Origin of the sequence: Niastella yeongjuensis (assembly GCF_900110245.1) — a bacterium.
Taxonomy (GTDB): domain Bacteria; phylum Bacteroidota; class Bacteroidia; order Chitinophagales; family Chitinophagaceae; genus Niastella; species Niastella yeongjuensis.
Genome location: NZ_FOCZ01000012.1, coordinates 168,125 through 189,732, shown reverse-complemented (window position 1 = coordinate 189,732; position 21,608 = coordinate 168,125). Strand labels below are relative to the sequence as shown.

Annotated in this window: 21 protein-coding genes; 14 read left to right on the top strand and 7 right to left on the bottom strand. The window is 44.0% G+C overall.

Annotation, left to right across the window (positions count from 1 at the left end; translation table 11 throughout):
• Positions 1 to 278 precede the first annotated feature (278 nt).
• From BMX95_RS26720 to BMX95_RS26710, 3 genes are read left to right on the top strand one after another with little or no spacing between them, the layout of a single operon-like run.
• Positions 279 to 1,502, top strand: a complete 1,224-nt coding sequence (locus tag BMX95_RS26720; RefSeq protein WP_081198003.1) for an acyltransferase family protein — start codon at positions 279 to 281, stop codon at positions 1,500 to 1,502.
• A gap of 54 nt (positions 1,503 to 1,556) precedes the next feature.
• Positions 1,557 to 2,588, top strand: a complete 1,032-nt coding sequence (locus tag BMX95_RS26715; protein WP_081198004.1) for a sensor histidine kinase — start codon at positions 1,557 to 1,559, stop codon at positions 2,586 to 2,588.
• Positions 2,585 to 3,295, top strand: coding sequence for a LytR/AlgR family response regulator transcription factor (locus tag BMX95_RS26710; protein WP_081198005.1), 711 nt, complete (start codon positions 2,585 to 2,587; stop codon positions 3,293 to 3,295). Before BMX95_RS26715 ends, BMX95_RS26710 begins: the two co-directional genes overlap by 4 nt.
• A 147-nt stretch (positions 3,296 to 3,442) precedes the next feature.
• Here BMX95_RS26710 and BMX95_RS26705 read toward each other — a convergent pair whose 3' ends face one another.
• Positions 3,443 to 3,832 (bottom strand): hypothetical protein, encoded by a 390-nt coding sequence (locus tag BMX95_RS26705; RefSeq protein ID WP_081198006.1) that lies wholly within the window; start codon positions 3,830 to 3,832, stop codon positions 3,443 to 3,445.
• A 188-nt stretch (positions 3,833 to 4,020) separates the two neighbouring features.
• On the opposite strand from BMX95_RS26705, the gene BMX95_RS26700 reads away from it, so the two are divergent.
• Positions 4,021 to 4,416, top strand: a complete 396-nt coding sequence (locus tag BMX95_RS26700; protein WP_081198007.1) for a single-stranded DNA-binding protein — start codon at positions 4,021 to 4,023, stop codon at positions 4,414 to 4,416.
• A 114-nt stretch (positions 4,417 to 4,530) separates the two neighbouring features.
• Here BMX95_RS26700 and BMX95_RS26695 read toward each other — a convergent pair whose 3' ends face one another.
• Positions 4,531 to 5,049, bottom strand: a complete 519-nt coding sequence (locus tag BMX95_RS26695; RefSeq protein ID WP_081198008.1) for a GNAT family N-acetyltransferase — start codon at positions 5,047 to 5,049, stop codon at positions 4,531 to 4,533.
• A 147-nt stretch (positions 5,050 to 5,196) separates the two neighbouring features.
• Between BMX95_RS26695 and BMX95_RS26690 the strand changes: the two genes are divergently transcribed.
• Positions 5,197 to 5,916, top strand: coding sequence for a hypothetical protein (locus BMX95_RS26690; RefSeq protein ID WP_081198009.1), 720 nt, complete (start codon positions 5,197 to 5,199; stop codon positions 5,914 to 5,916).
• A 51-nt stretch (positions 5,917 to 5,967) separates the two neighbouring features.
• On the opposite strand, the gene BMX95_RS26685 is transcribed toward BMX95_RS26690, so the two are convergent.
• Entirely contained in the window at positions 5,968 to 7,152 is a 1,185-nt protein-coding gene (locus BMX95_RS26685; protein ID WP_081198010.1) for an acetyl-CoA C-acyltransferase, read from the bottom strand.
• Between the two features lie 105 nt (positions 7,153 to 7,257).
• On the bottom strand, positions 7,258 to 7,635 hold the full coding sequence (locus tag BMX95_RS26680) for a DUF3175 domain-containing protein (RefSeq protein ID WP_081198011.1): 378 nt from the start codon (positions 7,633 to 7,635) through the stop codon (positions 7,258 to 7,260).
• Positions 7,636 to 8,102: 467 nt separating this feature from the next.
• Between BMX95_RS26680 and BMX95_RS26675 the strand changes: the two genes are divergently transcribed.
• The 4 genes from BMX95_RS26675 (at position 8,103) to ligD (ending at position 12,696) form a co-directional block, all read left to right on the top strand.
• Positions 8,103 to 8,450: a hypothetical protein gene (locus tag BMX95_RS26675; protein WP_081198012.1), complete on the top strand. Its 348-nt coding sequence runs from the start codon at positions 8,103 to 8,105 to the stop codon at positions 8,448 to 8,450.
• Between the two features lie 48 nt (positions 8,451 to 8,498).
• The gene (locus BMX95_RS26670) at positions 8,499 to 8,759 is read left to right on the top strand and encodes a hypothetical protein (RefSeq protein ID WP_081198013.1); all 261 of its coding nucleotides are present in this window, start codon (positions 8,499 to 8,501) and stop codon (positions 8,757 to 8,759) included.
• Between the two features lie 170 nt (positions 8,760 to 8,929).
• Positions 8,930 to 9,829, top strand: coding sequence for an alpha/beta fold hydrolase (locus BMX95_RS26665; RefSeq protein ID WP_242673006.1), 900 nt, complete (start codon positions 8,930 to 8,932; stop codon positions 9,827 to 9,829).
• 137 nt (positions 9,830 to 9,966) lie between these two features.
• Positions 9,967 to 12,696 carry a DNA ligase D gene (gene ligD / locus BMX95_RS26660; protein ID WP_081198015.1) on the top strand — a complete coding sequence of 910 codons (2,730 nt, stop codon included), beginning with the start codon at positions 9,967 to 9,969 and terminating at the stop codon, positions 12,694 to 12,696.
• 14 nt (positions 12,697 to 12,710) lie between these two features.
• On the opposite strand, the gene BMX95_RS26655 is transcribed toward ligD, so the two are convergent.
• Both BMX95_RS26655 and ku read right to left on the bottom strand, forming a co-directional pair.
• Positions 12,711 to 13,205 (bottom strand): ferritin family protein, encoded by a 495-nt coding sequence (locus BMX95_RS26655; protein ID WP_081198016.1) that lies wholly within the window; start codon positions 13,203 to 13,205, stop codon positions 12,711 to 12,713.
• A gap of 193 nt (positions 13,206 to 13,398) precedes the next feature.
• The gene (gene ku / locus BMX95_RS26650) at positions 13,399 to 14,187 is read right to left on the bottom strand and encodes a non-homologous end joining protein Ku (RefSeq protein ID WP_081198017.1); all 789 of its coding nucleotides are present in this window, start codon (positions 14,185 to 14,187) and stop codon (positions 13,399 to 13,401) included.
• Positions 14,188 to 14,332: 145 nt separating this feature from the next.
• On the opposite strand from ku, the gene BMX95_RS26645 reads away from it, so the two are divergent.
• From BMX95_RS26645 to BMX95_RS26625, 4 genes are all read left to right on the top strand, one after another.
• Positions 14,333 to 16,030: an HAD-IIB family hydrolase gene (locus BMX95_RS26645; RefSeq protein ID WP_081198018.1), complete on the top strand. Its 1,698-nt coding sequence runs from the start codon at positions 14,333 to 14,335 to the stop codon at positions 16,028 to 16,030.
• A gap of 128 nt (positions 16,031 to 16,158) precedes the next feature.
• Positions 16,159 to 16,662, top strand: coding sequence for an RNA polymerase sigma factor (locus tag BMX95_RS26640; RefSeq protein WP_081198019.1), 504 nt, complete (start codon positions 16,159 to 16,161; stop codon positions 16,660 to 16,662).
• A 564-nt stretch (positions 16,663 to 17,226) separates the two neighbouring features.
• Entirely contained in the window at positions 17,227 to 17,511 is a 285-nt protein-coding gene (locus BMX95_RS26635; protein ID WP_165758829.1) for a hypothetical protein, read from the top strand.
• A 381-nt stretch (positions 17,512 to 17,892) separates the two neighbouring features.
• Positions 17,893 to 18,798, top strand: a complete 906-nt coding sequence (locus tag BMX95_RS26625) for a transglutaminase domain-containing protein (RefSeq protein ID WP_081198022.1) — start codon at positions 17,893 to 17,895, stop codon at positions 18,796 to 18,798.
• Positions 18,799 to 18,943: 145 nt separating this feature from the next.
• On the opposite strand, the gene BMX95_RS26620 is transcribed toward BMX95_RS26625, so the two are convergent.
• On the bottom strand, positions 18,944 to 19,630 hold the full coding sequence (locus tag BMX95_RS26620) for a hypothetical protein (protein ID WP_090519625.1): 687 nt from the start codon (positions 19,628 to 19,630) through the stop codon (positions 18,944 to 18,946).
• A 958-nt stretch (positions 19,631 to 20,588) separates the two neighbouring features.
• Here BMX95_RS26620 and BMX95_RS26615 point away from each other — a divergent pair.
• Positions 20,589 to 21,605, top strand: a complete 1,017-nt coding sequence (locus BMX95_RS26615; RefSeq protein WP_081198024.1) for a WD40/YVTN/BNR-like repeat-containing protein — start codon at positions 20,589 to 20,591, stop codon at positions 21,603 to 21,605.
• The last annotated feature ends 3 nt before the right edge of the window (positions 21,606 to 21,608 follow it).

Sequence of the window (21,608 nt, the reverse complement as noted above, 5' to 3'; positions counted from 1 at the left end):
AGCATAATAACAAATTGCCGGGCATAATAAATTAAATGTCTAATAGACAGAAAGTCAGTACATCCCGAAAATGCTTACTGCTATTGACTTTAATCTGGTTTCCGGACACAAATTCAGGTAAAATAATTCCGTTACCAGTTTCCGGTTTCCTGTCACCGGGTACCCGGCAACAGGAAACCGGGGACGGATTCTGTCCTCACACCACCGCAAACCGTCCACACGTCAAAGTAATTTTACGACCCTTCTGCCGGAAACTAGGTTTGTAGAAAATTAACCATATGCAACCAGTTTCTTCCGCTTCTACCCGCCAGGCTTATCTCGACTGGCTTCGTATCGGCTCCATATTAGCCGTTTTCTTTCTGCATTCTTCCATGGCATACGTGTCGGAATGGGAATGGCACCTCAAGAACGCACAAACCAGCAACCTGCTTATGGAGTTCAACTTCTGGCTCGGCCGGTTCAGAATGCCGCTGTTGTTTTTCATTTCAGGTACAGTAACCTATTTCATGTTACAGCGAAGATCCACCGGCGCCTTCATCGGTCTTCGTTTCAGGCGGTTATTTATTCCACTGCTGTTCGGGATGCTGGTAATTGTACCACCCCAGGTATACCTTGAACGGTTGACCCAGGGTTTTAAAGGAAACTTCTTCAACTTCTACTCTACCATTTTCACAACCGGCGCCTACCCCAAAGGAAATCTGAGCTGGCATCACCTGTGGTTTATCGTTTACCTGTTTTTATATGACATTCTATTCGCGCCCCTGTTCAAATGGATCATGAGCGAAGGCGGCAAACAACGCCTGATGTTCTTCACCAAACTGGCCCACAAAAAATGGATCTACCTGCTGATGCTGCCCGCTATCGTCATTTTTACTTCATTGAATTTAACCTTTCCCGAAACCCATGACCTTATTCACGACTGGAGCCGGCACCTGTACTGGTTGTCGTTTTTACTTACCGGTTTTATCTGCATCAACTTCCCCGTGTTAATGGACAGTCTGGAAAGGAACCGCCGCACCTCCCTGCTGCTGGCATTCCTGAGCATCGTACTTATAAACTATATCCGTTGGAACAACCTGGAGCCTGATCAAATAATTCCCGACTGGCGGCACGACTGGCACATGTATGCCTATATGGCGCTGTATCCCTTCACTGCCTGGGCCTGGATCTTTACCGCTATTGGCTATGGCAAACGTTACCTGAACAAAAAACACCGCATACAGGATTATATTAACCAGGCGGTATATCCGTTTTATATTTTACACCAAACGGTTATTGTGATCGTAGTGTTTTATGTAATGCGATCAGGCGACTCCGTACTGAGCAAATTCCTGTTTACTTTTATCATTTCCTTTGCACTGGTGTTGTGCATTTATCACTTACTGATAAAACCCTATGCGGTTACGCGGTTTTTGTTTGGCATGAAGCCGAAAAAGAAGGAACCCGCGCCAATAGCTGACAAATCAATTGAAAAAGTACAACCAGCGATCCAATTATCGTAAATTACAAGTAATGAATCGAAGGTCCATCTGGCCCGGAAAAATAAAAAATATCAGATGAAACTGTTTTGGAAATACCTATTCCCAGGGTTGTTTGGACTGGCAGTATATGCCACCATTCGCATAGTGAATGATACTACTACCGGGGAAAAGTTCTGGGAAAGAAAATGGCAGATCAATGCCATCGAGATCATCCTGGTGGTTGGCTATGCCTACCTGTTTAACAAGACCGTGCTGTATTTTGTAAATAAATTCAACCAGCGCCAGCGACTGCCAACCGCCAGCGATGTATTAAAAGAGTTCCTTGTGTTGTTTTTGGTAAGCTTTCTGTTGACCAATCCACTCCTGTTCTTTGTTCATTACCTGATACAGGCACCGGTTAAATGGAATGACTTTGCCATTGCCAATATAGTAGTGATCCTATACGTATTATTGCATTACGCCATTGCCCGCGGAAATAGTTTTATCAGGGCCTATATAGAACAGCGGCTGCAAATGGAAAAGATCAAGACCGACCATTTACAAACGGAGCTCAAGTTCTTAAAAGCGCAGTACCACCCGCATTTTCTTTTCAATGCGCTTAACACCATCTATTTTCAAATGGATGAAAACATTGCAGATGCCAAGAAAAGCATTGAAAAATTTTCAGAGCTGTTACGTTACCAGTTATACGACCAACAGCAAACAGTACCGGTTAGCCATGAATTACACTACCTCGAGAATTTTATAGCCTTACAGCAGATAAGAAGTTCCGACAAATTACAACTGCGGGTACATTTTGACAGCTCACTTCATAGCGAGCAGGTGTATCCGCTGTTGTTCCTGCCCCTGGTAGAAAACGCTTTTAAATATGCAGGGGGCGACTATCACATAACCATAGAAGCCAGTAAAGAAAACGATCACCTGCGTTTTGCAGTAGCCAACTCCATTCCCCCAGCCGCACCGTGGATAAAGGACCAGTCACGCACCGGAATTGGTCTGGAGAACCTGAAAAGAAGACTGGAATTATTATACCCCGGAAAACATACCTTCACCACTTCAAAGAAGGACAACACCTTTTTTGCTGAAATACAATTACCACTATCATGACGCCAACCATAAAATGCATTATCACCGATGACGAACCTTTAGCCCGGAAAGGATTACAGGGCTATATAGAAAAGATCGACTTCCTGGAACTCGCGGGCGTTTGTGAAGATGCCATACAACTCAATTCCCTATTAAAAAAGCAGCCCGCCGACCTGCTTTTCCTGGATATTGAAATGCCGTATGTAACCGGCATCGATTTTTTGCAGCATACCCCCAATGCACCCAGGGTGATCTTCACCACCGCCTATGAACAATACGCTATAAAAGGATATGAACTGGATGTGCTCGACTACCTGTTAAAACCCATTTCGTTTGAACGGTTTTTAAAAGCCGCCAATAAAGCATATGATTTCTTTTCCAGCAGCTCCACCAATGCCGGCAATTACCTCTTTATAAAAACCGACAACAAACTGGAAAAGGTAAACTTACAGGAACTTCTTTTTGTGGAGGCTATGGAAAATTATGTAGCCCTGTATACCACCGATAAAAAACTGGTCACCCACTCCACCTTAAAGGCCTTACAGGAAAAACTACCTGCCGCACAATTCATTCAGCCGCATAAATCGTACCTGGTGAATATCCAGTGTATTCAATCTATCGAGGGCAATATCTTGCATGTAGGCGGCAGGTACCAGATCCCGATCTCCAAGTATCAGAAAGAGGAAGTTATGGAACGGATTGTGAATGACAAACTGTTGCGGAGGTAGGTAACTAATCTGTTAGATCATTTAACAAATATAGTATTTTTCATAAATTTGTCTGGTGAAAAAAACGCCAAGTCAATACCTTGATTTTTAAGTAGATAAACTAACCCGTTCCATTGAAAATGTGATAACAGGGGGATAGTTTCCGTTCTACCTCGCAAACCGCTTTTTGCGCGTATCCTTTATGGCCAGTACCTTTTCCTGATCGATGGAGCGGTAGCCATATTCATAACAATAATAATAGTGGCTTTTCTTATTGGGTTGATGATGTTCCGTGATGTATCCAAAATGAAAACCGGCTTCAACCAGCCGTTGCCGTGCAATAACCACCTTCTTTTGCTTTAAAGGTGCCAGTAATTCTTCCAGGATCCTCCTGTTCCTTCGTAAAATATTATTGACGTTCCGTACGTGTGCGCTTGCATAATTATCATTCATCTGGTTATTGTAGTGATTCCGGCAGGAGTCGTCACAGAACTTTTTGTCTATGCGCCCTACAATAGGGCTCTCACAGGCGAGACAGATTCTAGCAGTTATTTTCATAAGGTTAATGGCAATGAACAATGAAATTACAAAAAATATCTATTTGTAAACGACAAACAAACGTTTAAGATCGGGTATAAACGACAAAATACCGACTATATCTTTCCGTGGGTTGCATCTTTGAGGGGTCAAATCGACAGGCGTGGCCTGATAGACTGAAATAATTCGTAATCTTTAAAAATACAATTATGTACGCAATTAAAAACAAAGTGCAGTTGATTGGAAACTTAGGTCAATTTCCTGATATCCGTACAACCGAAACGGGTAAAAAGCTAGCCCGCTTTTCGATTGCCACCAATGATACTTACAGAAACTCCCGGGGTGAGCGGGTTAGAGAAACTTTGTGGCATGCCGTTATAGCCTGGGGTAAACTGGCTGAGATAGCCGAAAAGTATTTAACCAAAGGCAGAGAAGTAGCTGTGGCCGGTAAACTGGTGCATCGGGAGTACACCGATAAAAGCGGCATAAAGCGCTTTGTTTCAGAAATAGTACTGAATGAATTAGTGATGCTGGGTGGTGGCCCAAGGTATGAGGCCGAACCCACTGATGAAGTAGAACACTTCGATACTGAAATGGATAATTAGTTGCAATACTGCGTTTAATATTTAAAAAGGTTCTTGTTTTAGTATATGTTGTTCCCATTCCCGCAACGCCCTGAAAAAGGGCGTTGTTTTTTGTTATACTACAGGGTTATTTCATCATAACCCTTTCTTCATCAACCAGTCCGTTTGGGGATCATTCCCTAACATAAATATGTGCTCGCTAAACCGTTCAAACCCCCATCTGGTATAAAAGGCAATGGCTTTATAATTTTTCTCCCAAACGCCCAGCCAGATAACCCGGCAATTTTTCCGTTTTGCCATTTCAATACATTGCTGCATCAGTGCGCTGCCTACACCCTTACCGATGCTTTTTTGTTCTGCATAAATACGGGCAATCTCTATTGCCGGACCATCCTCCAATGATACCGGATTGGGGGTTTCCCGCATTCGCGCATAACCCAACACTTCATCACCGTCATAGGCCAGCAAAAAGATATTTCCTGCAGCGCCTACCTCTGCCATTAATTTTTCCCGGGTGAACTGTTCATTCAGGAATTTATCCATATCCTCCTTGCTGTTATCTCCTGCAAACGAATCGTAAAACGTTTTACGGCTCAGGTTAGCTATCAGTTCCGCCTCTTTTTTGGTTGCTTCTGCAATGCGAATGGTATTCATTTCGCAAAGGTACTTCTGAAAAGGCAGCAATGATGTAGATCATTTTTTCCTGCCACATATTGTATGTACCTTTTATTTCCCCTTTTTCTATACAGGATTCCTTCCCTACTTATTCTCCAACAATTCTTTAACCCAAAATTGCAAAACATGAGAAAACTCTTTCTCTGCTGGCTGTTGCTTCCGCTTATCGGAATAAGCCAAACTAAAACCGTTGTAAGCACCTTCAGGGCTTTTCCCAAACCTGAAAAAGTAGCTGAGTTTGAAAAAGCGCTCCTGGCTCACGCACAAAAGTTTCATACCGGCGATTGGAAATGGCGCGCCTATGAAGTAATCTCCGGGCCCGACGCCGGCGCCTACCACGTTACAGAAGGCCCTAACAGCTGGGCACAGCTTGATGACCGAAAAGACATCAGCAAAGAACATACTGCCGACTGGAATACGAATGTTTCTCCTTTAACTACCACCCAGGGTTCGCAGGGTTTTGCCGTTTACCGGGAAGACCTGAGTTCAGTGCCCCTAACCGAATTCTCAGAAAAAATGGCCATCACCCATGTTTTTCCCAAACAAGGTTATGGCGATACCATTGCAGCCCTTATTAAAAAGGTAAAAGTAGTATGGCAGAAAAGTAATGAACCGGTTGCAGTTTATCAGGCTTCCGGGTCAGGGCCAACCCAATACATCCTGGTATTCCGTTATAAAACCGGTTGGAAAGAAAGAGACCCGGCTTTCCGCAAACCTTTTATGGAGAGATATAAAGCCGAATACAATGAAAGCGGATACAACGATTATATGGCTGTAATTCAACAATATGTTGAAAGAAGCTGGAGTGAAATGCTGGTATTCCGACCCGATCTTAGTTCTAAATGAAAAAAGCCCTCCCGATCGTGACCGGGAGGGCTCATTGTATAATCTGTTTTATTACATGTTTTCAATAACCATGGCTGATGCACCACCGCCGCCATTACAGATACCTGCAGCGCCGTACTTACCTTTGTTATGTTTCAGTACATTAATAAGGGTTACAATAATACGCGCACCGCTGCAACCTAACGGGTGGCCCAACGAAACCGCTCCACCATGTACATTTACTTTGGCCGGATCGAGTTTCATCCGGCGGCTGTTTTCAATACCCACTACCGCAAATGCTTCGTTCAATTCCCAATAATCGATATCGGTCATTTTCAACCCGGCTTTAGCCACAGCTTTGGGAACCGCTATCGATGGTGTAGTGGTAAACCATTCTGGCGCCTGTTCTGCATCGGCGTATGAAACAATTCTGGCAATTGGTTTTAAACCCAGCTCTTCAGCTTTTTCCTTACTCATTAAGACCAGCGCTGCTGCACCATCGTTCAGCGTACTGGCGTTGGCGGCAGTTACCGTACCCTCTTTCTGAAAAGCCGGCTTTAGCTCAGGGATCTTATCGAACTTAACATTAAATGGCTCTTCGTCTTTAAAGAATTTTATGGGATCACCCTTGCGTTGTGGAATTTCTACCGGTACTACTTCTTCGGCAAACCTGCCTGCGGCCCAGGCAGCCTGACTGCGCTTATAACTTTCAATAGCAAATGCATCCTGTTCTTCGCGGGTAATACCACATTCCTTTGCGCACAGATCGCCAGCATTTCCCATGGCCTGTCCATCGTATGCATCGGTTAACCCGTCCTTCGCCAATCCATCAATCATACTGGTATTGCCATATTTATTTCCCCAGCGCAGGCTGTCTACATAAAAAGGAACGTTGCTCATACTTTCCATACCGCCGGCCACTACAATATCGGCATCGCCCAGTGCAATACTTTGTGCCGCCTGTGCAATGGCTTTCATACCACTGGCACACACCTTATTCACGGTTGTACAATTCACTTCATTGGGCAGGCCGGCATATTTGGCTGCCTGGCGTGCTGGGGCTTGTCCCAGGTTAGCCTGGATCACGCAACCCATCAATACATCCTGCACCTGGTTGGGTTGTAAACCCGCCTTTTCCAGGGCGGCTTTTATGGCAACGGCACCGAGTTTTGGTGCTGTAAAATCCTTTAAACTGCCGCCAAAACTGCCCATGGGGGTGCGAACGGCCGAAATAATATACACTTCCTTTTTATTCATATAGTAAGTTCTGTGTTTAAGATGTGGGTTTGTCAGCGGACACAAAGATATAGCTTTACTAACAATCGTTAGCTATTAAATAACGAATTCCTCCACTGATTTGTTCTATTCTTCTCTGCCAAACAATTTACGGAGTTCCGGCTTTGCCTTTTCCAGTGGCTGTTTTTCCTTTGCGGTAAGGTGTTTACCGGCCCGGTTGATGTAAAAGTTTAACATCGACATGGCTGATTGGAACGGGGTGCCTTTTCTTCGTTTACTTTTTTCGGCTGAACGCTTTAATGAGCTGGCTATCTTTTTCGGGTCTTTTGATTTGAAGATACCCGATTGCAGGTCAAGCGCATCACTGGTTTCCATTACATGGTGCGACCATTTCTTTGGTGCAGCTTTCTTTTTGACTGTCTTTTTACGAGCCGTCTTTTTATGAGCTGTGGTTGATTTTTTCCGGGTGGTAGTACTTTTCTTTTTCTTTGCTGCTGTTGCCATAAAATACTTTCCTCCACAAATGCAACCTCGATACCAAACTTATCTTTTATAAACCGGGTAACAATATAGAATTCCGGTGTTTTGGATGCGTTGATAAGGATAAAAGCTTTTTCATCAGCTTAAGATACACCAATTAGCAGGGCTAACATAAAAAAGCCCCCAGTTTAACCTGAGGGCTCGTGATATTTTTTTCCTTTCACTCTCAGTATCCAGCATTCCTTATCACTTTGTTAGAAGTGTTAATTGCCAGAAGGAAAAAATTATCGCTATTATACTTACTAAAAATCCTGTGCCAACTGGTGCCCGCCATACTTCAAGCTGGAATTAACCACCCAGGAAATTTGTGTAGAAATATTTCTTCAATTGACCGCTATAAGATGGCACAGGTTTTTGAAATAATACATTGGTACTGATACAAGATTGGTATTCAATAATCACAGACTATTTTTCATTTAAAAAACTTGTTTATGGAAACGAAACCGTCAGAAATGACAACGCTGACCGCGGTGCTGGAAAAATTAAGACATCAACATAACGACAATGAATTTACAATTACAAATGATGGGTTTACCACTACCAATGGTAAATTTTACAAACCTGAAGACCTGACCATTATTAGAACGTATCGTTTTGAAGGCCAGTCGGACCCAGGTGATTCCTCCATTGTTTACCTCATTCAGGCCCACGATGGCACCATGGGTTATTCAATGGATGCATACGGCGCATATACTACCCATGAAGAGGTAAATTATGATGATCTTATAAAACAGATCCCGGTACAGGAACGTGAAGAACAGGCTATATTTCGTGATTAATTTATTTGGACCGTCCTTTTTATTTTTCATTTTAAAACATTGCAGGAGATGGAAGAACTACAAACGAAAACGATGAACCTGTCAGTAAGTGGTAAAACCATGACCTGTCAGATCAAGGAAAGAGATTTTGGCGATTTAATCGTATTCGATGTGTTTTCGGAGAACAATTATTTGTTTACGCTGACGCAAGAGGGCGATGTATTGTTCAATGAATACGAAATGGGACACCAGAAAACCATTATGGATCCCCGTCAGTTGAATGTATTGATTGAAATGGTTAAAGAAAAATTAGATTCGGAACCTGATTAACTCTTTCCCCACCCCGTAGAAAGTCTATTATCTATATTGTTAAAATATCCGAAATCACCTAACGGTTGTAAAATGCATGTAACTTCATGCATCAAATAATCCTTTGCATGTTGCGTAAACACATATTTCTACTCATGTTGCTATCCCAGTGCCTGACAACCACCTTGCATATGCAAGCCCAGATAGAATATCCCTACCCCGTGAAATATTTCAAGACCACCCTTGAAAACAGACCGGTTCAAATCGCTTACATGGATGCGCAACCTGATTCTAATGCCAATAAAACCGTACTACTTTTTCATGGTAAGAATTTCAATGGCTATTACTGGAAAGATGTAATGACTTTTTTGGTAAAAGCTGGTTTTCGGGTGATCGTGCCTGATCAGCCAGGCTGGGGAAAGTCAGACAAACCAGATATCCATTACAGTTTTCATATGCTGTCATATGCCATGAACCAGTTGCTCGATTCATTGCATATTCCCAGGGTATACCTGGTGGGCCACTCCATGGGTGGTATGCTGGCAGCGCGTTTTGCCATGGAATATCCGGGCAAACTCATCAAACTGGTGCTGGAAGACCCCATTGGGCTGGAAGACTACAGACGCTTTGTGCCCTATCAAACCCTTGACCAACTGTACGACAAAGAAGTGCATGCTACCTATGAATCGTACAAAAAATACCAGCAATCTTATTACCCGCAATGGCGGCCAGAGTACGAACAGTATGTTCAGGCCCAGGCCGAAACGCTTAAAACACCTGATTTTTCCCGGGTAGCCTGGGTAAATGCCGTTACGTACCAAATGATCTATGAACAACCAGTGTGTTATGAATGGGACCGCATCAGTGCCCCTACCCTGTTGATCATTGGTACCGATGACCGCACCGTGGTTGGCAAAGCCCTGTTATCGGATGATGAGAAAAACAGGTATGGCCAGTACCCCGCGCTGGCAAAAAAAACAAAGGAACAAATTCCCAATGCCCTCCTGTATGAAGCACAAGGCATCGGTCATATTCCTCATATTCAGGACCCGGGACAGTTTAGGCAGGTGTTGTTGACGTTTTTGAAGTAATATTGAAGGGCAAAGGGCAGAGGGCAGAGGGCAAAGATAAAAGGCAGTGGGCAGTAGGGCCGCGACGCGGTTGCTTTCAATTTTAGCCTTACAGCTTTAAGCTGTATTCCTGGCATAACTTTTTTGAAACGCTTCTTATGAGTCTTGCTACTTATAAAAAGAAACGGTCGTTTAACCAGACACCGGAGCCGGCGGGTAAAAAATCTGCCGGCAAAAAGAAAGCAGTTGCCCGTCAACTGCATTTTGTTGTTCAAAAACACGACGCCACCCGTTTGCATTATGACTTCCGGCTTGAAATGGATGGGGTGCTGAAATCGTGGGCCATTCCCAAAGGGCCTTCCATGAACCCGGCCGACAAACGCCTGGCCATGATGGTGGAAGACCACCCTTACGACTATAAAGACTTTGAAGGCATTATTCCGGAAGGCAACTATGGTGCCGGCACCGTGATTGTTTGGGATGAAGGCACCTACGAACCCATCGAGTTCCACGACGATCCGCAAAAAGCAGAAAAACATTTGCTGGAACAATTGCGCAAAGGCTCCTTAAAGATCATTTTACATGGTCAGAAATTAAAAGGTGAGTTTGCGCTGGTACAAATAAAAAGCAGCGAAGACAATGCCTGGCTGCTGATAAAACACAATGATAAATACGCGTCCCAAACAGACGTTACCAAAAAGGCCAAATCAGTTCAATCAGGCATGAAACTGGAACAGGTAGCCAAAGAAAGTAACCATGAATGGGTAAGTAATAAGAAAGCCACTTCCACAAAAAAAAGCAGTGCCGCTAAAAAATCACCCCGCAAAACAGCCGCTGCAAAAAGTCAACCCGTCAAAAAAAAACTTCCACAGGCAATAGAAGCACTCATAAAAAAGAGTAAACGGCAAGCTATGCCATCGGGTATTATTCCCATGCTGGCCACGCTTACCGATGATTCGTTTGATGACAACAACTGGATCTTCGAAATAAAATACGATGGTTATCGCGCGCTTTCCTATGTCGATGAGGGCGATGTGACTGTTATGTCGCGGAAAGACCTTTCTTTCAATAAAAAGTTTCCGCCCGTAGTAGACGCTTTGAAAGAACTGCGGCTGGAAGCGGTGCTCGACGGCGAGATCGTTGCGCTGAACGAGGACGGTCGAAGTGATTTTCAATTGCTGCAACAATGGCAAAAAAATGGCGAGGGAGAACTGGTGTATTATGTGTTTGACGTGTTGTGGCTCAATGGCTATAACCTCATGCACCTCCCATTGGTTGAACGCAAAACGATCCTGCAACAAATATTGCCGGAACACCCCATGCTGCGTTACAGCGATCATATTGAAAATAAAGGCATTCCCTTTTTTAAAGCCGCCATTAAACAGGGACTGGAAGGCATTATGGCCAAAGAACGCGACAGCGCCTATACGCCCAAAATCCGCACCCGGCAATGGCTCAAGATCAAATCTGTTCAACGGCAGGAAGTGGTTATTGCAGGCTTTACTGAAACCAGGGGAAGCCGCAGTCATTTTGGGGCGCTTGTATTGGGCGTTTATGAAAACGATAAACTGATCTATGTAGGCCATACCGGTTCCGGCTTCAATGAAAAATCACTGGAAGCAATATATAAAAAGCTGAAGCCATTGGTCATCGACAAACCTGCTTTTGCCACCAAACCAAAAACCAATATGCCCTGCACCTGGGTAAAACCGGTTTTGGTGGGCGAGGTTAAGTTCTCTGAATGGACCAAAGACAATATCCTGCGCCAGCCTATATTCATGGGTTTGCGGGAAGATAAGAACGCTAAAGAAGTACATAAGGAAAATGCTGTTCACATAGATACCAAATCCACAAAAAAACAAACTTCCCAAAAGATGCCAACGAAAACAACGCAAAAGAAAACCGGTTCCACCCCAGCCAAAAAAGCGGCTGCCCCCAAAGGGACTACGGAATTGTTGCATGATTCAGCAAAAGAACAGGTTGTTACCATCGACAAAAAAGAACTGACATTTACCAACCTCGATAAAATATACTGGCCGGCCGATAAATACACCAAACGCGACCTGATCAATTATTACGACCAAATGGCGCCCTTTATTCTTCCTTATTTAAAGGACAGGCCGCAATCGATGAACCGGCATCCCAACGGCATCAATAAACCGGGCTTTTATCAAAAAGATGTAAGCGGCGGCAAGGTGGCCGACTGGCTGGTAAAACATGATTATCTGAGCGAATCGGATGGTGAAACCAAACAATACCTGGTTTGTACCGATGAAGCTTCGCTGCTATATATGGCCAACCTGGGTTGCATTGAAATGAATCCGTGGCACAGCACCACTAAAAAACCGGAAAACCCAAGCTGGTGCGTCATCGATCTGGACCCCGGTAACATATCGTTTGACAAAGTAATTGAAGCTGCCCAGGTTATAAAACAGCTTACAGACGGGCTGAACATCGATACCTATTGCAAAACCTCCGGTTCAACCGGTTTGCATATTTATATTCCGCTGGGCGCGGTGTATGATTACGATCAATCCAGACAGTTAGCAGAATTAATAGTGACGATGGCATACAATGAAATGCCTTCCTTTACCAGCCTGGAACGAAGTCCGGCGAAAAGGAAAAACAAGATATACCTCGATTATTTACAAAATCGAACTATACAAACCATTGCAGCCCCCTATTCATTGCGTCCCAGACCGGGCGCTACTGCTTCAGCGCCTTTGCATTGGGAAGAAGTTAAAAAGGGATTGAGCATGCAGGATTTTACCATCGAAAATATGTATAGCCGGGCTAAAGAGGTGGGCGATATCTTTAAACCCGTATTGGGGAAAGGTATTAACTTGAAAAAGGTGCTCAGTAAGATCAATAGCATGGGAAGCGAATAAAGCGTTTAAAACGCCTAAATCGACCTCTTCATTTTCTGTGGCATCTTTTGCGGCTGGTTCAGAATTCCTTTTACAACACTGTGAGATGTTTGCAGTCCGCGTAACTGGGTCTCTAACAGGTAATGCAGGTCACCGGCCGGCAACCGTTCAATGGCCCGGGTATAAATAACCTGTATGGCTTCCTCACCCTGTTCGCTGCTTTTCAGCATGTCGTAAATGTTGGGGCCTGAAAAGGAAACACCCATTTCTTTCCATTGGTTGTACAACTCACCAAAACTGAGCTGTGGCATTGGCTTTTTTGAAACCGGCAGGTGGCTTTGCACCTGTTCCAGGAACTGACGGAGCGAAAAACTGTTCTGCCGGCTTTGATTGGCCAGCAATGCAAATGAGCCCCGCAGCTCGAGGTTAAAAATAAAATTCAGAAAAGACGCTTCTTCATAAGCCTTGGCCCGTTCGCGGTTAATCGCAGAAAGGTCATTCAAAATCTCGGCTGTTTGTTGGTATTCCACAAGCGTGAAGTTTTGATATGTTATTAATTATCATTCCGTATCTGTAGACGTGAAATTTTATTTCAGTCAGGCGTTCAATAACCGCTGTTTAGTTAATCGTTAACAAAAACACGCAATGGACTTCTACTAATTTACTGAATTTTTTTGAGGTCAGAAAAGGCTTTTAACATGTTAATTGATAGAATTTGTCCGGTCAGGATGCTTTCCGTCGGCTGCTGCCTTTTTCCTTCTTCCCAATGCTTGCTTTCAATTGTTCCATCAGGTCTTTTGAGCGTGAATGCACTACACGCATTTGAGGCACCTGAATTTTCCTGCCTTTCGCTTTGTCTTTGATCAGCTTTAACAGATCGGCCGAGTAGGTATCCTTGAAATGGGTGATGTCAAATTCGCCCGTCAACTGATTGATGAGAGCGATGGCCATTTTTAATTCGGCAGGTTTGCTTTTGGTTGCCTTAATACCCAGCCCGGCAGTATCCCGTATTTCTTCGCCAAAACGTATCTTATTCAATACCAATGCATCTTCGTGTGGTTTTATAACGCCAATGCTTTCTTTGTTCCGCAGTACATAGGTTCCCAGCCCCACTTTGCCCGTTTCTTCCAATGCGTCACGCAACAGGTTATACGCTTTCACCCCACTTTTATCGGGCGCCAGGTAATACGGATTTTCGTAATACATGGTATCTATCTCTGTTTCATCGACAAACTCGGCAATATTGATGAGCTTGTTCTTTTCAGGGCGTACTTTTTGAAAATCTTCATCGGTGAGCACCACGTATTGCCCGTTGAGCTTGTAACCACGCACAATATTCTCCCAGGCTACTTCCTTGCCCGTTTTTGCATTCACACGCTGGAAATGAATGTTGGAATGGTCTTTTTTATCCAGCATGTCAAGGTCAAGCTCACTGGCCTCTACTGCGCTGTAAATTTTTATGGGGATATTTACCAACCCAAAACCGATGGCTCCTGTCCAAATAGCTCGCATAACAGTCTTTTTATTAGGTTTCAGAAACTTTTATGCCAATAAGTATTGGTTAAGGCCATCATTTTCTTTCAAACGCTGCAAATGGGTATTTTTTTGCGCAGGTGTACTGGCCGTATGATTGTACCATCATTTGAAACTTCAGGTAATGAGATATTTATGTCTGGCAGCTGATTATGACGGTACCCTGGCCACGCATGGCAAGGTGGAGCAGGAAGTGATAGATGCGCTGTACCGGCTTAAAGCTTCCACCCGCCTGCTGATACTGGTCACCGGCCGGGTGCTGGATGAACTGAAAGTTGATTTTCCCGAGTATGAACTGTTCGACCGCATAGTTGCGGAAAACGGTGCCCTGTTGTATAACCCTGCTACCAAAGAAGAACGCCTGCTGGGTGAACGGCCGCCGGCTTCGTTTATCAATGAACTGCACCAGCAGGCAAAACCATTGTCGGTAGGTAAAGTGATCGTGGCTACCTGGGAACCGCATCAAAACACCGTTTTGGAAGCCATCAAAAAAGAGGGACTGGAACTGCAGGTGATCTTCAACAAAGGGGCCGTGATGGTATTGCCGGCAGGTATCAACAAAGCAAAAGGCCTGAAAGAAACATTGAAAGAACTGAACCTGTCGCTGCACAATGTGGTGGCCGTTGGCGATGCTGAGAACGACAACGCCATGCTGCAGGCAGCCGAATGCGCTGTAGCTGTATCAAACGCGTTACCTGCCGTTCAACACCATGCCGACTGGGTTACAGCTCATCCGCACGGAAAGGGCGTAATAGAGCTTATAGACCGTTTACTGGAAAACGACCTGCAGGACCTGGATTGTCATCTAACGCGTCATTATCTGCACCTGGGACAACAGATTAGCTCAGCAGACTTCAGCGTTTGTCCATACGGGCCCAATATCCTGCTTTCGGGTACCACACAAAGTGGTAAAAGTACCATGACCACATTTATACTGGAAAAATTACTGGAAAAGAATTACCAGTTCTGTTTAATTGATCCCGAAGGCGATTACCTGCAACTACCCGGCTCCGTTCGAATCGGCGATAATGAACACGCACCGGCAGTGGAGGAAGTGTTATCCCTATTGAACAACCCGCTGCAAAGTGTGATCGTTTGCATTCTGGCCCTTCCGCTCGATGACCGGCCACGTTTCTTCAACAGCCTGCTATCCGCTTTGTCGCAAATGCGCAAGGAAACCGGTCACCCGCACTGGATCATTGCCGACGAAGCCCATCATATGCTACCTGCTCCCGCTGCCCCCTCCTACTATGCCATCCCCGATGATTTTAAAAACTTCCTCTTCATCAGCATTTCGACCGAGGGGATGAATGAAGCGGTGTTGAATAAAATAACGCTGTTGATCTCTATGGGCGAAGACGCCGCCAAAGCTATTTCTGCATTCAGCCGCTTCAGGAATATTCCACTGCCCGACAATGCCGTAGCACCACTGCAAAAAGGACAGGCCTGGGTGTGGGACATTACTGCCGGCAACGAACCCGTGCTTATAAAAACCGGTACACCGGCACACCTGCAACAGCGTCACAAAAAGAAGTATGCTACGGGTGATATGGATTACAACAGCTTTTATTTTCGCGGCCCTGAAAACAAACTGAATTTAAAAGCCTACAACCTGATGGTGTTTACCCAAATGGCAGCCGGGATAGATGAAGAAACCTGGCGTTATCATTTAAAAAGAAAAGACTACTCCAACTGGTTACGGCATTCGGTGCATGATGAAGAGCTGGCCGGTCTGGTAAATTCCATTGAAAATGATGAACCGCATGTGGAGGATAGCCGCCATACTATTATAGAGCTTATCAATGAACGTTATACAGCATAATTGCTGCACTACATTGTATTAGGGACATAGGGTGTTTTTGTTTTAATTTTACACCGTTCCACGTTACGAGCATTCCCACCCAACCAGATAACAGTCTGCAATAATCGTTTTACCATAAACCTTTTTTTATGCGTATACCGCACCCTGTGTCATTTGCGGAAACCTATAACCGCTATTATAATCCATTGGTGTTTTTTGCGCGGAAATTTCTGATCGATCCGTTGGTGGCAGAAGACATTGTAACGGAGTTATTTTTAAAATACTGGCAAAAGCAGGATCAATTCAATTCGCCGGTTGCCATAAGAAGCTTTCTGTATCTCAGCACCAGGAATGCCTGCATTAACCAAAATCGAAAATACCGCACCCTGGCCCGGGTAAAGACTGACCTGCGGATCCTGACCGATGAAATAGAAGAATCCGTGCTGCACAGCATTACCCGGTCAGAGCTGCTGCATGCTATTTATTCCGGCGTGGAATCGTTGCCTCAGCAATGCCGCCGAATCATTTTGCTCAGTTACCTGGGCGGGTTCAGCAATAAACAAATAGCCCGGCACCTGCGCTTGTCGGAACAGACGGTAAAAAACCAGAAAGTACGTGGTATTCAATTGGTTAGGGGGAAGGTGTTGGAATGAGGGCAGAAGGCAGAAAAGAAAGGCAGTAGGCAATGGGCAATGGGAAACAGCCGAAGGATGTAAGCTGCAAATACGGGATGAAGGCTGAAAGGTTAAAGCTGAAAGAAAACCGCTGCGCTGACTGTAGGCGATGCATATGTCATGAATAGATTAAGTCAAATAATTATCAGTGTGATGCAAAACTCCCCCTCCACCGGAGGGGGTGGGGGGAGGCCGAAAACTGTCAAAAATGCGGTGCCAAAAATGGGTTTTAAACATCCTTTCCGAAAATTTAAATTTCATCAATTAATGGCCCGGCGCTATAAAAGCTAAATCATCTAACAAATTGATTATCAATAGGCAACTTTAAACAAATTATAAATTCGGTCTGGCAGCCACCGGGTGTATTGCCGGTGTGTTTTTTTATGCTAATTTTGAATTGTACGCGAAACGGGACACTTTACTTACATCCCATTTATACTACATGGAACCAACTCATTAAATTCTGTAGAACGTAACGCGTATACTACCCATTTAATTCGGCTTGCAACCTGTTGATTCTTCTTTTTTGAAACATTAAAAAAGGTGGAGGATATTAGTATGTATTCTTATTCATTGTTAGAGCCCGGCTGTTTTTATCTGATACAGGAAAAAGAAGACGAACCTGTAACGCTTATTAAAATCACGGTAGAAACCGACCTGTGCCTGTATATTACTCAGTATGAGGATATGCCGGTGATGGTGTGGAAAAAGAAAAACGATCCGATCTTCGACATTCTGGAACTGTTGAGTGATGACAAAGTGAAAGAATGGGAAGCTGTTTATAATGACAGCGCGGATGCCTATTATGAGGAAGAAGATGACGAATAATGAGGCTTAAAGTATAATGTATAAGGTTTAAAGTTGTTAACTCTTTTCGCATGTTTTCTCTTTACAAAAGAGAACTGCCCAATCATGTTAGAGTTGCTACTTTAAACCTTATTTTTTTATACTTCATTAACATAAACTTACCAACTTCCGGCTATTCTTTTCTCGCAGTTTTTTATGTAAGTTTGCTTAACCAGTTACCATTTTGATTCATGATGTTACAGGGGATCAAATTCGGCGGGCTGGCGGTAAGCGCCTGGTACACTCCATGTATTGTTTTACCGGTTTATCAGGTAAAATCATTACCGGTTTAATTACAGAAAGCTTAACACTTGCCATACAAACAAAATGGTTGAACTTTCGTTTCTGTAAAGTAAGTGCGTTATGAACCAAGCCCAGGATAAATACGGCCATACCCGGAAAGTACTGCTGGTTATATTGAGTATACTGGCAGTGATCCCGTTGGCGCCACTTATTAACCGTTACATTCCACCTTTGATTCTGGGCGACTGGAACCTTGACCTCACCGTTTCCATTATTTTGGCCGGCACCTTAACATTTCTCACCCTCCGGCTGTTTCGCTTTTTATTATTACCGGCTGTTGGCCTGCTTATATTGGTGCTTATTTATAATCAACTGACCAATGGTTATGGCTTTGGCAATATGATCAGGGATTATAAGACCATGGTGCAGAACAACTGGGGTAAAAAAGAACAAAAGGAAATTGACCTGGTGTTACGGCCTACCTTTTTTGACGGCCCGTTAACTAAAACAGTAAAAGCGCTTCAGTCGAAAGTAATAGCCACCGACTCGGTGGTGCGCAATTACTCTGTAAAATACTCACTGGAATCGTTTGATGAATATTATCCCAAGTATGGTTCACAGGTACGGCTGTTGTCGCTGTTCAAGCACATCAACAGCAACTTCAAGTATGTATCTGACTCGGAAAGGGACGAATACTTTGCCACCGCCCGGGAAACCATTCAAAACGGACTGGGGGGCGATTGCGATGACCATACCATTTTAATGGTGTCGTGTATGAAGGCCATAGGCGCTCATTGCCGCATGATCCTGACAGATGGCCACTTATATCCTGAACTGTTATGTGGCGACGAAAAACAGTTCGAGATGATGCAACAGGCCGTTATTCATCTTTTTGGCAACGAAGCCATCGACAACATGTATTACCACGAACAAAACGGCCAATACTGGATCAACCTCGATTATACCGCCCGTTATCCCGGCGGACCATATGTTAGTGAAACAGCCTACGCGATTATCAATCTATAAGAGTTCTATGTTTTAAGTTATTAGGTTATTAGGCTATTGAGTACTGAGTTCGCGGTCCCGAGCGGAGTCGGTGGGCCTGGGTTTGGCTTTCCCTTATCAACCTCATCAACTTGTTACCTCATCAACTTGTTAACTTGTCAACTTGTCAACCCATTGCCCATTGCCTTTCATCAGCCACTACCTGTGGCGGTGTTTTAATGCCCTTTGTAAGGAAACCGCAGATAGCAACCGGAAGCGCTACCGTAGAAGATAAATAATACACCAGGAAATTATCGGTTGTTGTAGAAGTGCCTGGCAGGAAATAATCGAAGATATAAATAACAACAAAAGTTCCGTATTCAAAAAACAGGGCCGCATAGATCAACAGCAGGCCTTTTACAGGCCCCGTCAGTCTGATCTGCTGTAATTTTAAAATGATCTCCCAAACAATTACTCCCAGCACAATCAATAGTTCCCCACCCAGCACATATTCCAGTGAACCGGTATTGAATCCCCTGATCATGCAGTTAACAAATCCTGATGCCAGTAATGCCGGTGCTACTATTTTGATGAACTTTTTAACAACAGGTGAGGTTGTAGAGAAGTAAAATATGGTAAGTACAAAAGGAATATCCAGTAAGTTATAGATCACGGTATACAGGTCAAGCACCTGGTGCGACAAATGACAATATTCAACGAGGTTGGCCAGCGCACATATGAGCCAGTACAATGCAAACAGCCTGAATGGAACAGCCGCCCATAGCTTCTTTAACAATACAACAAGCATAGGTACGAAATACAATCCCAAGGCTAAAACAGATACGATCTGGTATATAATACTTTTCGAAATCATGCAAAGAATTACGAACTAAAATCGCTAAAATCCTGCACAATATTGCGTCGGTTGCTTTATTCAGTAATTGTACTTTTGCCCCATTCTGCATAAAATACTGTACTCAAAAACGTGTTTACACAATCGATTGCACACAGGGTATTTGGGTATTAGCGATCAGCAAAATAGTTATTCCTTTATTTTTATCGTTTTAGCTGCTAATTGCGGTTAAACAATTAGGTTATATCTGTATCAAACAACCGCTGTTTTACCTGTGAAGTGGCACATCTGTTTTTGTATTATTACACCCTTCTTTTACACCGGTGTCTCCGTTAACAGTTTTCCCCTTTTTATTCACAGCGAAACCTATGCGTAAATTTTCCGCTATTTTTGTGGTCAACCACTCCGGTAAGAAGTCCCTTATACTGCTGCCAAAACGGGCTTCCCGTTCTCCAAAATCGTAGATATACTATACCACTAACTGGGTATTCCCCGGTTCACCACTGTATTTAAACTAATCCCCACGTAATAACTGAAGGTTTTAAATTGGGCACATTTGCTCTATGAGGAAATGGGTTTAACATATATTTTTGATTCACTGATTTAGTAGTCAGTAAGTTTTTTTAAAGAGGTTTTAAAGTCCAGATATCCAAACCACCGTCCAATATCAAGTGTAAAGATCAACTGTTCCAAAAGCGATTTCACAAACAATGTAGATCGTATCCTAAGTATCCTAAAAAACCGTTCACAGTATTAAGTCCAATTTCCAGATCCAAAGAACCAGATCCAGTTAAACCCTTTGGAAAACCCAGTCGATATCCTGAAAACCCGTAGCCAATAACGTGTTTTACCTTTGAAAAAATATCCGATGCCATTGAAGACAGTTCAAATTTGGTAGGTTCGACTGAAAAAATTATATAGCCCTTCCGACTCGTCGGGAGGGCTTTTTGTTTAAATTCAGGCCAAACTTACTACACCCATGACTGCGCGCCTGTACATATTCCTGTTCCTATCAACTGTTCTGCCTTTTTTATCTTCCGCACAAACCATTGAAATGCTCACCAGCGGACAGGCCGTATCAATACGCGGATTGTGTCCCGTAAACGACAACGTTATTTGGGTAAGCGGCAGTAAGGGTACCGTTGGCCGGTCGCTGAACGGTGGTAAAACCTGGCAATGGATCACCGTAAAAGGGTTTGAGAAAACTGACTTCCGCGATATAGAAGCCTTCAATGCGAATACTGCCCTCATTATGGGTATAGCCGAACCCGCCTATATTTTAAAGACAACAGATGGCGGCACCAGCTGGAAGGTTGTTTTTACTGATTCTACCAAAGGCATGTTCCTCGATGCCATGGATTTTTATGATAGTAAACATGGCATTGTAGTGGGTGACCCCATCGATTCTAAATTTTATATCGCAAAAACCACCAATGGCGGCAATACCTGGACCAAAACGCCTTCCATTATGCAGTCGAATGCCGCCCCCGGCGAAGGATGTTTTGCCAGCAGCGGCAGTAACATCTATTATTTCCGTAATAAGGATTTTCTATTTGTAAGCGGGGGAACCATCAGCCGGGTACATGATGATGCCGGTGGCCGTTCGCTGCCTATTATACAGGGAAAAGAAAGTACGGGCGCCAATTCCATTGCGGTACGCACCGATGGTCCGCGGGTTAGCAATACTTTTATTATTGCCGGTGGCGATTTTATCAATTATAAAGATACCACGCTCAATTGTGTGCTTACACATGATGGGGGGCATACCTGGATCCACCCTGCTACCCCGCCCCACGGTTATCGCAGCAGTATTATATATATTACCGGTAAAAAACTGTTGAGTTGCGGCATCTCAGGCGTTGACCTTTCTACCGATAGTGGGCTCACCTGGCGCCTCCTGAGTGAAAACGGTTTTCACGTTTGCCGGAAAGCGAAGAAAGGAAAAGTTGTTTTTTTAGCGGGTGGTAACGGTAAAATAGCAAAACTTGTATTATAAAGG

Bases quoted from the DNA above. Each gene is read 5' to 3' on its own strand.
- BMX95_RS26640 (WP_081198019.1), top strand. From the start codon at position 16,159: ATGCGTATACCGCACCCTGTGTCATTTGCGGAAACCTATAACCGCTAT.
- BMX95_RS26720 (WP_081198003.1), top strand. From the start codon at position 279: ATGCAACCAGTTTCTTCCGCTTCTACCCGCCAGGCTTATCTCGACTGG.
- BMX95_RS26700 (WP_081198007.1), top strand. From the start codon at position 4,021: ATGTACGCAATTAAAAACAAAGTGCAGTTGATTGGAAACTTAGGTCAA.
- BMX95_RS26705 (WP_081198006.1), bottom strand. From the start codon at position 3,832: ATGAAAATAACTGCTAGAATCTGTCTCGCCTGTGAGAGCCCTATTGTA.
- BMX95_RS26670 (WP_081198013.1), top strand. From the start codon at position 8,499: ATGGAAGAACTACAAACGAAAACGATGAACCTGTCAGTAAGTGGTAAA.
- ku (WP_081198017.1), bottom strand. From the start codon at position 14,187: ATGCGAGCTATTTGGACAGGAGCCATCGGTTTTGGGTTGGTAAATATC.
- BMX95_RS26620 (WP_090519625.1), bottom strand. From the start codon at position 19,630: ATGATTTCGAAAAGTATTATATACCAGATCGTATCTGTTTTAGCCTTG.
- ligD (WP_081198015.1), top strand. From the start codon at position 9,967: ATGAGTCTTGCTACTTATAAAAAGAAACGGTCGTTTAACCAGACACCG.
- BMX95_RS26690 (WP_081198009.1), top strand. From the start codon at position 5,197: ATGAGAAAACTCTTTCTCTGCTGGCTGTTGCTTCCGCTTATCGGAATA.
- BMX95_RS26715 (WP_081198004.1), top strand. From the start codon at position 1,557: ATGAAACTGTTTTGGAAATACCTATTCCCAGGGTTGTTTGGACTGGCA.
- BMX95_RS26710 (WP_081198005.1), top strand. From the start codon at position 2,585: ATGACGCCAACCATAAAATGCATTATCACCGATGACGAACCTTTAGCC.
- BMX95_RS26665 (WP_242673006.1), top strand. From the start codon at position 8,930: ATGCAAGCCCAGATAGAATATCCCTACCCCGTGAAATATTTCAAGACC.
- BMX95_RS26615 (WP_081198024.1), top strand. From the start codon at position 20,589: ATGACTGCGCGCCTGTACATATTCCTGTTCCTATCAACTGTTCTGCCT.
- BMX95_RS26685 (WP_081198010.1), bottom strand. From the start codon at position 7,152: ATGAATAAAAAGGAAGTGTATATTATTTCGGCCGTTCGCACCCCCATG.
- BMX95_RS26645 (WP_081198018.1), top strand. From the start codon at position 14,333: ATGAGATATTTATGTCTGGCAGCTGATTATGACGGTACCCTGGCCACG.
- BMX95_RS26675 (WP_081198012.1), top strand. From the start codon at position 8,103: ATGGAAACGAAACCGTCAGAAATGACAACGCTGACCGCGGTGCTGGAA.
- BMX95_RS26625 (WP_081198022.1), top strand. From the start codon at position 17,893: ATGAACCAAGCCCAGGATAAATACGGCCATACCCGGAAAGTACTGCTG.
- BMX95_RS26680 (WP_081198011.1), bottom strand. From the start codon at position 7,635: ATGGCAACAGCAGCAAAGAAAAAGAAAAGTACTACCACCCGGAAAAAA.
- BMX95_RS26695 (WP_081198008.1), bottom strand. From the start codon at position 5,049: ATGAATACCATTCGCATTGCAGAAGCAACCAAAAAAGAGGCGGAACTG.